The organism is Cytobacillus solani (genome assembly GCF_006704205.1).
Lineage (GTDB): Bacteria > Bacillota > Bacilli > Bacillales > Cytobacillaceae > Cytobacillus > Cytobacillus solani.
Map to the genome: position 1 here is coordinate 4801866 of NZ_CP041305.1, position 13510 is coordinate 4815375.

General features: G+C 36.0%; 10 protein-coding genes, 1 tRNA gene and 1 pseudogene. 2 read left to right on the top strand and 10 right to left on the bottom strand.

Translation table 11 applies throughout. The annotated features are described in order from the left end of the window. Window positions 1–9: 9 nt before the first annotated feature. The 3 genes from FI644_RS24135 to FI644_RS27495 all read right to left on the bottom strand — a co-directional run bounded on the left by FI644_RS24135 (window position 10) and on the right by FI644_RS27495 (window position 2073). Complete coding sequence (locus FI644_RS24135; RefSeq protein WP_142108900.1) at window positions 10–819, bottom strand: alpha/beta fold hydrolase; 810 nt, start codon at window positions 817–819, stop codon at window positions 10–12. Window positions 820–962: 143 nt separating this feature from the next. Further along, window positions 963–1592, bottom strand: coding sequence for a hypothetical protein (locus FI644_RS24140; RefSeq protein WP_142108901.1), 630 nt, complete (start codon window positions 1590–1592; stop codon window positions 963–965). A gap of 349 nt (window positions 1593–1941) precedes the next feature. After that, entirely contained in the window at window positions 1942–2073 is a 132-nt protein-coding gene (locus tag FI644_RS27495; RefSeq protein ID WP_379999487.1) for a hypothetical protein, read from the bottom strand. Window positions 2074–2268: 195 nt separating this feature from the next. Here FI644_RS27495 and FI644_RS24150 point away from each other — a divergent pair. Beyond that, a protein-coding gene (locus FI644_RS24150; protein ID WP_142108902.1) for an IS3 family transposase occupies window positions 2269–3401 on the top strand; the annotation gives its coding sequence in 2 pieces (ribosomal slippage) (window positions 2269–2503 and window positions 2503–3401; 1134 coding nt in all). 741 nt (window positions 3402–4142) lie between these two features. On the opposite strand, the gene FI644_RS24155 is transcribed toward FI644_RS24150, so the two are convergent. The 5 genes and pseudogenes from FI644_RS24155 to FI644_RS24175 all read right to left on the bottom strand — a co-directional run bounded on the left by FI644_RS24155 (window position 4143) and on the right by FI644_RS24175 (window position 8925). Beyond that, window positions 4143–5255 (bottom strand): DegT/DnrJ/EryC1/StrS family aminotransferase, encoded by a 1113-nt coding sequence (locus FI644_RS24155; protein ID WP_056684313.1) that lies wholly within the window; start codon window positions 5253–5255, stop codon window positions 4143–4145. 132 nt (window positions 5256–5387) lie between these two features. Then, window positions 5388–5952: pseudogene (gene pdxT / locus FI644_RS24160) on the bottom strand (pyridoxal 5'-phosphate synthase glutaminase subunit PdxT). Between the two features lie 24 nt (window positions 5953–5976). Beyond that, entirely contained in the window at window positions 5977–6864 is an 888-nt protein-coding gene (gene pdxS, locus FI644_RS24165) for a pyridoxal 5'-phosphate synthase lyase subunit PdxS (RefSeq protein ID WP_142108903.1), read from the bottom strand. Window positions 6865–8174: 1310 nt separating this feature from the next. Next, on the bottom strand, window positions 8175–8369 hold the full coding sequence (locus FI644_RS24170) for a LysR substrate-binding domain-containing protein (RefSeq protein WP_056684308.1): 195 nt from the start codon (window positions 8367–8369) through the stop codon (window positions 8175–8177). Between the two features lie 481 nt (window positions 8370–8850). Then, window positions 8851–8925, bottom strand: a tRNA-Cys gene (locus FI644_RS24175). Window positions 8926–9137: 212 nt separating this feature from the next. On the opposite strand from FI644_RS24175, the gene pdxR reads away from it, so the two are divergent. Continuing rightward, a complete protein-coding gene (gene pdxR, locus FI644_RS24180; protein WP_056684305.1) occupies window positions 9138–10538 on the top strand; it encodes a MocR-like pyridoxine biosynthesis transcription factor PdxR in 1401 nt (466 codons plus the stop codon). Between the two features lie 162 nt (window positions 10539–10700). On the opposite strand, the gene gcvPB is transcribed toward pdxR, so the two are convergent. Together gcvPB and gcvPA are read right to left on the bottom strand one after the other, a co-directional pair. Beyond that, window positions 10701–12164, bottom strand: coding sequence for an aminomethyl-transferring glycine dehydrogenase subunit GcvPB (gene gcvPB, locus FI644_RS24185; protein ID WP_142108904.1), 1464 nt, complete (start codon window positions 12162–12164; stop codon window positions 10701–10703). Then, window positions 12157–13506, bottom strand: coding sequence for an aminomethyl-transferring glycine dehydrogenase subunit GcvPA (gene gcvPA / locus FI644_RS24190; protein WP_056684299.1), 1350 nt, complete (start codon window positions 13504–13506; stop codon window positions 12157–12159). Before gcvPA ends, gcvPB begins: the two co-directional genes overlap by 8 nt. Window positions 13507–13510: the final 4 nt, after the last annotated feature.

Sequence of the window (13510 nt, forward strand, 5' to 3'; positions counted from 1 at the left end):
CCGCCTTAATTACTTAATTGTTAGTAACCAATCTTGAACTAAGCATTGAACAATTTGCCTTTTTTCGATTTGTATCATATGACCAGTTTGATCTAATATCGCAAAAGTTGCATTTGAAAATTTGTTTAAAAGCGATATATGATCTTTATATCCGCATATTGAGTCTTGTTTTCCCATTATGAAAAGAGCTGGCTGAGAGAGTTCCCCCATATTTTTAAAAGGTTCTTCTGAAAGAAAGTACCCTTTCTCCCTCCAATTTGAATGTAAAAATTTTTTATTAGCTAACAAGCGCCCTGGCTGAATTTCCTTCAGAAAATATTCTATATGTTGTTTATCTTGATAATTCATGAGAGTTTCAATTGCAACACGTATATCAGGATCTAATTGACTTAGCAAGATATCATCCTTAGTAAATACTTCTCTTTTTGGAAGCGTTCTATCTCTAATATGCAGTGCAGTAGAAAGTAAACAAATACTTTTAACATTTGTTTTCCTAGTATGCAGAATACCTTGGGCTAAATAGCCTCCGTACGAAAATCCAATCAGCGAGAACTTTTGATTAGGAATAATACAGTCAACAAAGTCTAATATGCTTATGAGCATATCATCTGAGGAACTAAAGTTTTCTTCAATTACACTTTTCCCATGAGCAGGTAGGTCTATATATATTCTTTTAAATCCTTTAATGGTTTGAAATATAGGCTCTATCCAACTTGTCATTGAAAGGTGATCGGTCCCCATTGAATGCATTATCAAAATTGGAAATCCGCTTCCATGGACTTCATAATTAATACTGCCTTTTTTCACGAGACACTGCATATCATTTTCTCCTCTCTAAACATATGCGATTCAAAATAAAAGGGAGATTCCTTTTATTGGAATGAGGGACAACTCCTGACAAATTCCTCACATACCATTTTATTTAAAATAAAATGCACCTTAAACTTCGTGTAGAACTATGATTATTCGCTTTCATTTAATGCTTCAGGATATACAATCGTATTAAACACTTCTCCTGTTGCCTCACTTTTAATAAAAATTGTCACTTTATAATCTTCTGGACTAACCCCATTAAATAGTTGATAGTACATTCCTGATAGGCCTAATCCAAATGCAGCAAAGCCATCAAAGCTATTTTCGAACTTATCTTGATCGACAATTAAAGTAAATTCCGAGAATGTCTTATTATGAGTAACATCTTTAATTGAAACATAATCCTCATTATTTTTAGCATCTTCAATGGATTCCATCAACCCCTCTTCTAGTTCCTTCATCATTTCTTTATGCTTTGACTTTGACATTTTGTAAGTTAAAGAACCGTCAGCGTTTTGTTTAACATCTTCTATACCTTCATTCTTTGCTTCAGCAATAACAGCATTAATGTCTTGGTCTTCAAATAAAGAAGCTGGCAAAGTAATTTCAACGTTTAATAGTCCCTTATCCACTTCAATTGACTTTTCATCAGTAGATTCTTTATCATTTCTCTCAGAATTACTATCTGTTGAGTTGCTGTTATTCGTTTTTTCCTGTCCACATGCTGAGATCATAGTAAAAAGTATACATATTATAATTAAAGACAATAGTTTCTTCATTTCAATCTCCTCCTTTAACCCTCCTATAATACTACCATAATTGTATTATTATGGATGTGAATATTCTATCTTACCTCTTGTCTTTGTCACAATTGTTGTTTACATAGCCTAATGGTTCGAAGAGATTCACTACCATCATTGCAAGCAGCTATACGATTTACTAGGGCACTAAATGAAACAGCGGAACATTTATTGGGAGATTTAGTGGACAAAATAAAGCTCTTCTCAAATGAGAGGAGCTCCACGTTATAATACAGAAACTTTCATAATGTCCCTAAATTGAAATTGATTAATCTCAGAGTTCTTTTCGATATGAATGAATCTAGTACGGCTATCCATTTTTATAATATTACCTTGGACCATCTTCCCAGACATCTAATATTACTTCTAATATTTCATCATGTGCTTCTACAAGCGTATTACCGATCTCTCCAAGCTCATATTCGTCTCTTGTAGGTCTTTTTTTCTTAACTTTAGCCATACTTATGCCCCTCTCCTTGTGTTCGAATTCAACCGAATAAAGAACAAATGTTCCTATGTAGGCGTTATTTAGAATAAGCGATACTGTTAGTACAATAACTTCAATAAAAATAAACAGTAATTGGAGCTAGTATAGAAGTATGGACACATTTTAGTTAAGTCCTTATGCTAGAAATTAAGAGAGGACGTGTCCGTTATGAAACAAAAACGTTACAATCAAGAATTCAAAGAAACGATTGTTGAACTTTATCGTGCTGATACTCCCGTCAACCAGCTTGCTAGCGAATATGGTGTCTCAGAAGTAACTATTTATAAATGGATTAAAGTGCATTCTCCTATTGGGGGAAATGAGTCATTAACACCCGCTGAAATCGCAGCTATTCAAAAAGAAAGTTTACGTTTAAAACAAGAGGTAGAAATATTAAAAAAGGCTATGACCATATTCGCGAAAAAGTAAGGGATCAAGAAATTATCGAACATATCAATGAAGAAAAGGCACACTATCCTGTTCAAACCATGTGTCGTGTATTAAAGTTGCCTAAAAGTACTTATTATCAAGCTGCCCATAAAATGCCTTCGGCCTATCAAATAGAAAATGAGGAAATAACCAAACGTATCCGAGAAATCCATAAAGCAAGTAAGGGTCGTTATGGAGCTCCTAAAATTCATTACTTATTGCGTAAAGAAGGATTTCAGGTGAGCATCAAACGTGTACAACGCTTAATGAAACAGGCTAGAGTTCGTTCTATTATTGTTAAAAAATATCGTCCTGCATCATTTCAAAGTCTTATAGAAGAACGTGAAAACAGATTAGAGCAGGATTTTCAAACAACCTCTATTAATGAGAAATGGGTAGCTGATATTACATATATTCACACACATAAAGATGGCTGGTGTTACTTAGCTTCAGTGCTAGACCTTCATTCTAAGAAAATCGTAGGATATAACTTTGCCCGACAAATGACGGTTGAATTGGTTACACAAGCACTAGACAATGCCATTCAAAATCAAGACCCTAATGAAGGGGTTATTTTGCATACGGATTTAGGCACACAATATACGAGTGAAGCATTCCAAAAGCAGTTAAAGCAACATGGATTCATTCAATCATTTAGTCGAAAAGGTTGTCCGTATGACAATGCATGTATAGAATCATTTCATGCAACATTGAAAAAAGAAGAGGTTTATAGGAACCGATATCTGGACTTTGAAACTGCAAAAGTAGCCTTATTTACTTACATTGAAAGCTGGTACAACCGAAAGCGAATTCATGGCGCAATAAACTATTTAATACCAGATGAAGTAGAAACATTATGCCGAGCAGCATAAGGAATGGGACTTAACTTTTTTATGTCCAAGATATTGACTTAGATCCAAAATAAAGGATTGTTATCAGTTTTAGATAACAAGCCTTTTGTTAATGCATTTCTTACCAAATATTAATTCATCTCCTTAAGTACCATTGTTATTTTCACTGAGTTTCCCTGACTTGATATCTTCCAACAGTGTGTTTAGTAGTTTTAAAGCTCCTGCTTTTTCCCCTTTTTTTAATGCTTTAATTACAGGATTATTCATATTGTTGAAATAGTTTAGCCACATTCGAATATCGGCGATCATTGGTCCTAAAGGAGCTATTCGCCAACTTGCCAAGGTCCATGAATTAACCTAACATCGCCTTCCGATTATGTATCAGCTAACTCTTGCTCATTTTATGTGCTGATCACTGACACTATTGTTGGTTACTAAAAAACTCGTTAATGTCAAGGATTAACGAGTTTACTGAAAAGAACATAAATTACATTATAGTTGGTACTAGTTTTCAATACTAATTAGTCTGCTTAATTAATGTTAGTATGACTGATTCATTACTTCTTACATTTTATTTACTACCTTAGGATGCATTGGCGTTGTTGTTACATGATCAGATATTCTATCTGTTCACTTACTTTTATTTTTTCATAAAACAAAAGTAACCTAAAAATCATGTTAAGTTTGAGTAATGAAATCAACATAATTCTATGTGAGATTACGAGATATTTAACCTAATTATTTGAAATACAGTATCTAAACTTATTTCCCATAAAATTCGGCAATTTTCGCCACAACATTTTCTTGCTGCACTAATTTAAGTTCCGGATACATTGGAAGTGACAATGCCTCTTTAGCTGCCTTTTCGGTCGCAGGAAAGTCCCCTTCTTTATACCCAAGACTTTTAAATACAGGCTGAAGATGAAGAGGTAGCGGATAATAAACCATTGTTGCAATTCCCTGCTCTTTAAGATACGACTGAAGTTCGTTACGTTTCTCTACTCTAATCGTGTACTGATGGAAGACGTGATAATTTCCTTCCTTCTCAACTGGAGTTATCACTTCTTCACCCACTATTTTCTTTAGGAGGCTTGTATATATTGCAGCCTTTTCACGTCTAAGTTCACCCCATCGCTCCAGATGAGGAAATTTGACATTTAGAACGGCTGCCTGAAGTTCATCTAAGCGGCTATTATAACCATTAACATGATGATAATACTTAGGCTTGCTTCCATGAACACGGATAATTCGACTTAGTTCTGCTACTTCATCATCATTTGTTACTATCATGCCGCCATCTCCATAAGCGCCCAAGTTCTTAGTAGGGAAGAAACTGTATGTTGCAACTGTTCCAAATTCACCTACAGTCTTCCCATTATGCTTCGCTCCTATGGCCTGTGCAGCGTCCTCCACTACTGCAAGATTATGTTTATTGGCAATTACTGAAATTTTCTCCATATCAGCCATTTGACCATATAGGTGTACAGGTATAATGGCCTTGGTTTTTTCTGTAATAGCATCTTCAATTTTATTTGGATCAATGTTGAATGTTACAGGGTCAATATCGACATAAACTGGTGTTGCACCTAATCTTGTTATGGCCCCACCCGTTGAAAAAAAAGTGAAAGAAGTTGTAATAACCTCGTCCCCTTTAGTTACTCCTAGAGCTTGTAAAGCTATAAGGATTGCATCGCTGCCGTTTCCGCACCCTATTCCGTGTGTAACATTATTAAACTTTGCAATGTCGTGTTCTAGTTTCTTAACATTTTCACCCAATATAAAACTTGAAGAGCTCATTACACTATCAAGTACTTCCAATACTTCACTCTTTATTGATTGATACTGCTCACTAAGGTCTAACATAGGAATTTTCATTTTATTTCCTCCGAAAGTTATTATTTTATCAAGGTATTCTTATTTGATAGGACTAAACTAGTAAAAAAATCAAAGGTTTTACTTTGACTATTCCATTAAAATGTAGGGTTTATCCTCTATTATTCATTCTACTTACACTTCTTTTTGCTTCTTAATCACTACAATTTCAAGAAATACTTGAAGAAAACGAGTATCAGAAGTTAACTCTGGATGAAAGGCGCAAGTAAGGACATTTCCTTCTCTTGCTGCAACAAATCTCCCATCTTATTTTGCAAAAACCTCTACATTTTCACCAATACTTTCAATATAAGGTGAACGAATAAAAAGAGCCTTATACGGATCGTCAATACTTGATATATTAAGATATGCTTCAAAACTAGCAATTTACCGGCCAAACTCATTTCTTTTTACAGTAATACCCATAATTTGAAGGGTGTGATTCCTCTGAACCAACAAGTTCCTTAGCAACTAATACCATGCCAGCACAAGTTCCAAAAATCGTTTTTCCAGCCTTGTGAAATTCTTTTAATGGGTCGAAAAAGTTGTAACGATTGATAAGATTTCGCATAGTTGTGCTCTCACCGCCACGAAGAATTAAACCATCCATTTGTTTAAGCTGCTCCAGTTTCTTGACGACAACAGTCTTTAATCCCAGGGCTTCAATTTGTTTTATGTGTTCTGTAACCGCACCTTGCAATCCTTAAATTCCAATTTTTTCATCTTACCAGCCACGTTCTTGCATTCTTTCTTCAAGAGACAATATGGAAATGTCGATTCCTTTCATTGCAGCTCCAAGTTCCTTAGAAAGCTTGCCAATTAAATCATAATCAGTGTAATAAGTTGTAGCTTGAACAATCGCACCTGCAAATTTTTTAGGATTTCCGGATTTAAAGATACCTGAACCAACAAACACTCCATCAGCACCAAGCTCCATCATTAATGCAGCATCAGCAGGAGTAGCAATACCACCGGCAGCAAAGTTAACTACTGGCAGCTTGCCTAGTTCTTTAATTTGCTTTAAAACTTCAAAAGGCGCACCAAGAACCTTTGCTTCTGTCATTAATTCATCATCGCTCATCACAGAAACCTTACGAACCTGTGCATTTATTTTACGCATATGGCGGACTGCTTCCACAATGTTACCTGTACCAGGCTCACCTTTGGTACGTAGCATTGCAGCACCTTCACCAATACGGCGAGCAGCCTCTCCAAGATCACGGCAGCCACATACAAATGGTATAGTGAAATCACTCTTTAATAAATGGAACTCTTCATCAGCAGGCGTTAACACTTCACTTTCGTCAATGTAGTCAACACCCATTGCTTCCAACACTCTCGCTTCCACAATATGACCAATACGTGCTTTAGCCATTACTGGGATGGATACTGCACTCATTACTTCTTCAACAATGCGAGGATTTGCCATTCTTGCAACCCCGCCAGCAGCGCGGATATCGGATGGAACTCTTTCTAATGCCATTACGGCAACGGCACCTGCTGCTTCTGCTACCTTGGCTTGCTCTGCATTGACGACGTCCATAATTACGCCGCCTTTTTGCATTTGAGCCATGCCCCTTTTTACAGTTTCAGTTCCTATTAACTTTTCCACTTTTTATACACTCCTTTTTCACTAGCTATTGCATTTTTTAATCTATTGACTATTATAAAAATCAATTGATAGTATTAAAAGTGTCAGTTTTTTAAAAAATAACAAGGTCAGTTATAAAAGGGCTACTGTAAATGGAAATCGAAATGTTATCATGTCATTTAAATGGTTTAAGTGATATACCCTTTATATAAACAAATTATATTTATATATAAAAAAAGTAGGAACAGAAAGGCTCATACTAAAGGACCTGTCCGAAGGATCGAACTGGTCCTTTTACTATTACCTCTCTAGTTGGGCAAATAGTTTGTGGAATGCTTCAACAGTTTTCTTTATATCTTCTTTTGTATGTGCAGCTGATAGAAATAATCTTTCAAACTGTGAAGGGGGATGATAAATCTCTTCATCAGCCATCAATTTTTAATAGTTTGCAAGCAATTCCAATTTGGATGTTTTTAACAGTTCCATAATTGATGACCTCCTCATTGATAAAGAAGAAGCAGATCATTGATCCTACGACCTTAACCGTGTGAGGAATTCCATATTTCGTTTCCACTTCGCAGAAGCCAGCCTAAGGTCCATTCCGATCCCAACTAGAATATTATCACTGAAACTTTGTGAACCTATGTATTTAGTTTCAGTTCCTAATTATTTTTCATTCTTTATACACTCGGTTTATCTAACTATTGTATTTTTAATCTATTGAAAATTTTAAAGAGAAACTGAATTGAAAGTGTCAGTTAAATTAAAAATAGCCACGCCAAAATTAAGGAAGTAGACAAAATAGAAATATTATTATGTAAATTAAATAGACTAATAGTATATGGACAGCCCATGATTTTAAACTAGGCTCTAGTAACCTTTCTTGCGATGTAATCATGCTCGGTGGGAAACTCTAAAAAAAGATTCCCTAGGAGTCACGAATTGATTTTTTACCTTGTATATTTTCTGATGTGATTTAAGAAGTACCATATACTATTCGATAAACGTTCTGCAGGACGTGTTATTACATTCGCTATTGCATCCTTTGGAGTATAACCGCTCCAATAGTCAAGCCCACCATGGACTAATTCAAGCTTAGCTGCAGATTCTTAAATTACCCCGTATCCCATACCTTCTTTCACAAAGTGTTTAACTGCCTCTATAGAATTCATTTTTATAATATCTAATTCGGAATCCCTATTAAACATAAAGTAGCAATCTTCAGGGATTAAAAGAGTTTGTTTACGTATGGGGGCTGTTGTCTGAATACCTATAAATCGATCCCGAGAAAATTCAGTAATTCTAAAAAACAAATGATTTTCTGGAAATTTTTATGTCAGCCCAATATCAACAGCACCTGTTTGAACCAATTTTTCAATTTCTTCATCCGTCCTAGTTTGTATATCAACTTTTAGATCTGGATAAGCTTCGGTAAATGAAAGAAGTTTTTGTGGCAAAAAATAGGTTCCAGCCACCTGAGAAGCTGCTATAACAATTCTGCCTCGGTTTCCCTGACGATCTTCCATCTCCCGTTTGATTTGCTCCTCTAGAGATAAGATAGAATCTGCATATTCTAAAAAACCCTTCCAGCATCTGTTACGGAAATGTTACGCCCTATAGCCTATTTCTTGTTTGTTCCCTTACGGTCTTGAGATTTTCCTCGACTAAATTCCCCACGTTCTTCCCTCTTTCCACTCTGTATTCGCGTATATATATAATGTTTATTAGAAGACATCATAGATCTCTTGATTAATATTTCTCTTTTAAGAAATGGTCTAAATTATTTAAATTCCTGAGTTTTAATACTTATTTAAGCGTTCAAGCATGCTGAACTAAAAAGACATGATTTAGGTCCCACCTAGTCTCTAATTAGAAATAAGGGTTCTTCAAAGCTTTACCTTTCCTCTTGGCAATGGTTCCATCAATATTGGTTAGGAAGATAAGAATATACTTCTTGACCTTTTTAATTCCTTACTTTTTGATCACGGACAAGCAAAAAGTCCACGTTGGGGGCGCCACCTAGACTCGAACTAGGGATAAAGCTTTTTGCAGAGCTTTGCCTTACCTCTTGGCTATGGCGCCATTCAATAGGGTTAATTAACTTCATTATCTTGAGATTTGTGAACCTATGTATCTAGTTTCAGTTTCTTCCTATTATATTACTGTTTATTCACCCCGTTTCACTATCTATTGTATTTTTTGAATCTAGTTATTATAATAATGAGTAGGTGACTCTGTTAAAAGTTCCGATTTTTTTAAAAATAACCATACCAGAATTAAGGATGTTGATAAAAATGGAAATGTTATCATGTCATTTGAATAGGTCAAGTGATATACCTTTATATGAACAATTATATTTATATATTAAAAAAGAAATAATAGAAGGGCACTTACAATACGGAGCAAAGCTCCCCTCTAAGCGAAAGCTAGCTGATTTTCTAAAAATCAGTCAAAATACGGTTGAAATAGCCTATCAGCAATTGACCGCAGAAGGATATGTCGAAGCTTACCCCCGTAAAGGATATTTTGTCATGATGCATGAAGACTTAGAATATATGCAGACAAGTCATCCCTTAAAGGAAAATACAATAACAACTCAGACTTATATAAAATACAATTTCCTTCCAAGCACGATTGATACTGAAAATTTCCCATTCTCCGTATGGCGTAAATACGCCAAAAATACGATCAACAAAGAAAATCATTCTTTGTTACCGCTCGGCGATTCGCAGGGGGAGATGGAATTACGGCAGGAAATCGCTTTCTATTTGTATCATGCCAGGGGGGTACGATGCTCACCAAATCAAATTATGGTTGGGGCTGGTATCGAAATTTTATTGCAACAGCTCTTTCTTTTATTTGATAAAAAAATGGTTTATGGTGTAGAAGACCCAGGTTACCATTTGATCTTGCAGATTCTTAAGGGCTTTCCAAATGAAGTGTATCCTCTTGAAGTAGATGAGGAAGGGGCAAAGGTAGATAGTATTTATCAAAAAAATATCAATGTCGTTTATGTAACTCCTTCCCATCACTTTCCATACGGTACTGCATTATCTGTAAACCGCCGAACAAAGCTATTAAAGTGGGCTGCATCGGAGAAAGAGCGTTTTATTATCGAAGATGACTATGATAGTGAATTTCGCTATAGCGGTAAATCAATTCCCTCCTTACAAAGCATGGACCTTCATGAAAAAGTGATTTATCTAGGTACATTTTCAAAGTCATTAATGCCATCAATTAGAATTAGTTATATGGTGTTGCCTAACCTTCTCTTGCAACAATTTAAAGAGAAATTGTCGTTCTATCATTCCTGTTCCGTATCAAGAATTGACCAACATATTTTAGCTCAATTCTTGAAAGAGGGGGATTTCGAAAAACATTTAAATAAGATGAGAAAGATTTATCGGCGTAAGCTCGAAAAAATTATAGATTTGTTAAAACCATATCAGGATAAACTCTCTATCATTGGAGCACACTCTGGCCTTCATATCGTCCTTGCCGTTAATAACGGTATGAATGAGGAGGAACTAGTTCAAAAAGCAGCCGAGAAAGCCCTGAAGGTTTATCCATTATCGGCTTACTCACTTGGAAGAAAACCTGAGAAAGCCCCGGAAATTATTCTTGGTTTTGCCGGAATTCATGAATGCGAATTAGAAGATGCTATCCAATTGCTATTAGAATGTTGGATGTTTTGAATTATATTAAGGGATAAGACTCCTCTATTTTCTCCCAGGCGACTTTAAAAAATGGTCAGGAAAAGGAAAAACAAACATAATTAAAAGGTCTCTGCTAGATTTCAGCAGAGGCCCTTATCAATTAATATTATTGATTTTGATAGCGAAGGAAATTCATTCGCGTTACCCTTCTCTTTGAAAGCGAAAATTTGGCTTACGAGATGCAGTTGTTTCATCTAAACGTTTTATAACAGTGTTATGTGGAGCTTCTTGAACAATTTCTGGATTGCTCTTAGCTTCATCAGCAATTTGAATCATTGCATTGATAAAATTATCCAAGGTTTCTTTCGATTCTGTTTCAGTAGGCTCGATCATAATTGCCTCTTCCACAATTAATGGGAAATAAACAGTTGGAGGATGAATTTCTAAATCCATTAGTCGTTTGGCAATATTCAATGCCCTCACGCCAAGTTTCTTCTGTTTTTTACAAGATATGACAAACTCGTGTTTACAATATTGTGTAAATGGGAGTTCATATTCTTTTTCAAGGCCTCGCATCATGTAGTTTGCATTAAGGACAGCGTATTCACTAACTTTCTTTAATCCTTCTGCACCCATTGTACGGATGTACGTATATGCACGCACATTAATTCCAAAGTTTCCGTAATAACTTTTCACCATACCAATGGATTGCGGTAGATCGTAGACTAATTCATACACACCTTCGTTTTTACGAATAACGGGTTTAGGCAAGAACGGAGCAAGATCTTCTGAAACACCGATTGGGCCAGATCCTGGACCGCCACCACCGTGTGGACCAGTAAATGTTTTGTGCAGGTTCAAGTGAACCACATCAAAACCCATATCTCCTGGACGAGTATACCCCATTATAGCGTTTAAGTTTGCACCGTCATAGTACATTTTCCCGCCCACACTGTGGATAATCTCTGACATTTCAAGGATTTCAGTTTCGAACAAACCTAGAGTGTTCGGGTTTGTTAACATGAGAGCGGCAGTATTTTCATTTACTAAACGTTTTAAATCCTCAATGTCAACTAATCCTTTTTCATTTGATTTTACTTCAACAACCTTAAATCCTGCAACTGCTGCAGTAGCCGGGTTAGTACCGTGTGCTGAGTCAGGTACAATTACCTCATCACGATGATGATCACCATTTGCTTCGTGGAAGGCTTTAATCATCATCAATGCTGTCCACTCACCTTGTGAGCCAGCAGCTGGCTGTAACGTGATTTCATGCATACCTGTGATTTCTTCAAGGTGAACTTGCAAATCATACATTAATTCAAGAGCACCTTGAACTGTTTTCGGATCTTGATAAGGATGAATATGACTAAATCCAGGAAGTCTGACAACATCTTCGTTAATCACCGGATTATATTTCATCGTACAAGACCCCAGTGGGTAGAATCCAGAAAGTATACCGAAGTTACGGTTGGATAACCCTATATAATGACGCATTAATTCCAATTCATTTACTTCAGGAAGTTCTGCATCGACAGTACGAACATATACATCCTCAACTTCTTCTTCCAAATTAACTTCTGGAACATCAAGCGTCGGCAAATTATATCCCAATCTTCCTTCTTTACTGCGTTCAAAAATTAATGGAAAGTTCTCTTTAGCCATTGATATCCCTCATTTCTTTTACGAAAACATCAATTTCTTCTTTTGAGCGAATTTCAGTGGTAGCAACCAGCATGTGGTTTTCTAATTCTGGATATGCTTTGCCAAGATCAAACCCGCCGATAAATCCTTTTTCAAATAACTGATCATTTACAACAGATACTGGTTTGGAAAGTTTAATTACAAATTCATTGAAAAATGACCCATTAAATGCAGCTGGTAAGTTAGCCTCTTCTAATTTTTGCTTTGTATATCTTGCCTTGTGCATATTTAATTTCGCCATTTCTTTTACACCGTTCTTACCAAGAGCACTCATTGCAACTGAACTTGCTAAAGCGTTCAAAGCCTGGTTTGATGTGATGTTTGATGTTGCTTTCTCACGCCTAATATGCTGCTCTCTCGTTTGTAATGCTAAAACAAAACCGCGTATGCCATCTCGATCTACGGTTTCACCAACAAATCGACCAGGTACTTTACGCATTAATTTTTGAGTTGTTGCAAAGTAGCCACAATGTGGCCCACCAAATTGCGCTGGAATGCCAAATACTTGCGTATCCCCAACAACAATATCTGCACCAAATTCACCTGGAGGTGTTAAATACCCAAGTGCAAGCGGGTTACTGGAAACTACAAACATTGCTTCCTTTTGTTGCCTAATCAACTTATTAATTTTTTCCAGCGGCTCGATTTGTCCGAAGAAGTTAGGATATTGAACAAGAACTGCTGCTGTATTTTCATCAAGTTCTTGTTCTAATTGTTTTAAATCAGTCAAACCGTCTTTGTAATTGATCTCGACGATTTCGAGTTTCTTCCCGTTTGAGGCTGTTTCAACAAGCTGCCGATACTCAGGGTGCATAGCAGCTGAAATAAGAACTTTTTTGCGTTTTGTCTGAGCTACACTCAAGTATACAGCCTCAACTACAGCTGTTCCCCCATCATATAAGGAAGAGTTGACAATTGGCATTGCAGTTAATACAGAAACCATTGTCTGGAATTCAAACATAGCTTGCAGTTCTCCTTGTGTAAGTTCCGGCTGATAAGGTGTGTAAGCTGTATAGAATTCTTGTCTAGAAATGACATGATCAACGACTGATGGTATGAAATGATCATAAACACCTGCGCCTAAAAATGAACGATATTCAGTTAAATTCGCATTTTTGCTTGCCATTTCTGTTAGTTCTTTTTTTAACTCAAATTCACTAACTGGTTTTTTAAGGTTTAATTCCCTGTCCAATCTAACTTCTTCCGGAATATCAGAAAACAGTTCTTCTGTGGATGATACACCGATTTTATCTAGCATTTCTTTTTTATCGGTTTCAGTTATTGGTAAATAACGAAATTTCATTACG

Excerpts from the sequence above, each read along its gene's own strand:
- FI644_RS24155 (WP_056684313.1), bottom strand. The coding sequence starts at position 5,255 with ATGAAAATTCCTATGTTAGACCTTAGTGAGCAGTATCAATCAATAAAG.
- FI644_RS24135 (WP_142108900.1), bottom strand. The coding sequence starts at position 819 with ATGCAGTGTCTCGTGAAAAAAGGCAGTATTAATTATGAAGTCCATGGA.
- pdxR (WP_056684305.1), top strand. The coding sequence starts at position 9,138 with ATGGAAATGTTATCATGTCATTTGAATAGGTCAAGTGATATACCTTTA.
- FI644_RS24140 (WP_142108901.1), bottom strand. The coding sequence starts at position 1,592 with ATGAAGAAACTATTGTCTTTAATTATAATATGTATACTTTTTACTATG.
- FI644_RS27495 (WP_379999487.1), bottom strand. The coding sequence starts at position 2,073 with ATGGCTAAAGTTAAGAAAAAAAGACCTACAAGAGACGAATATGAGCTT.
- gcvPA (WP_056684299.1), bottom strand. The coding sequence starts at position 13,506 with ATGAAATTTCGTTATTTACCAATAACTGAAACCGATAAAAAAGAAATG.
- gcvPB (WP_142108904.1), bottom strand. The coding sequence starts at position 12,164 with ATGGCTAAAGAGAACTTTCCATTAATTTTTGAACGCAGTAAAGAAGGA.
- FI644_RS24170 (WP_056684308.1), bottom strand. The coding sequence starts at position 8,369 with ATGGAAGATCGTCAGGGAAACCGAGGCAGAATTGTTATAGCAGCTTCT.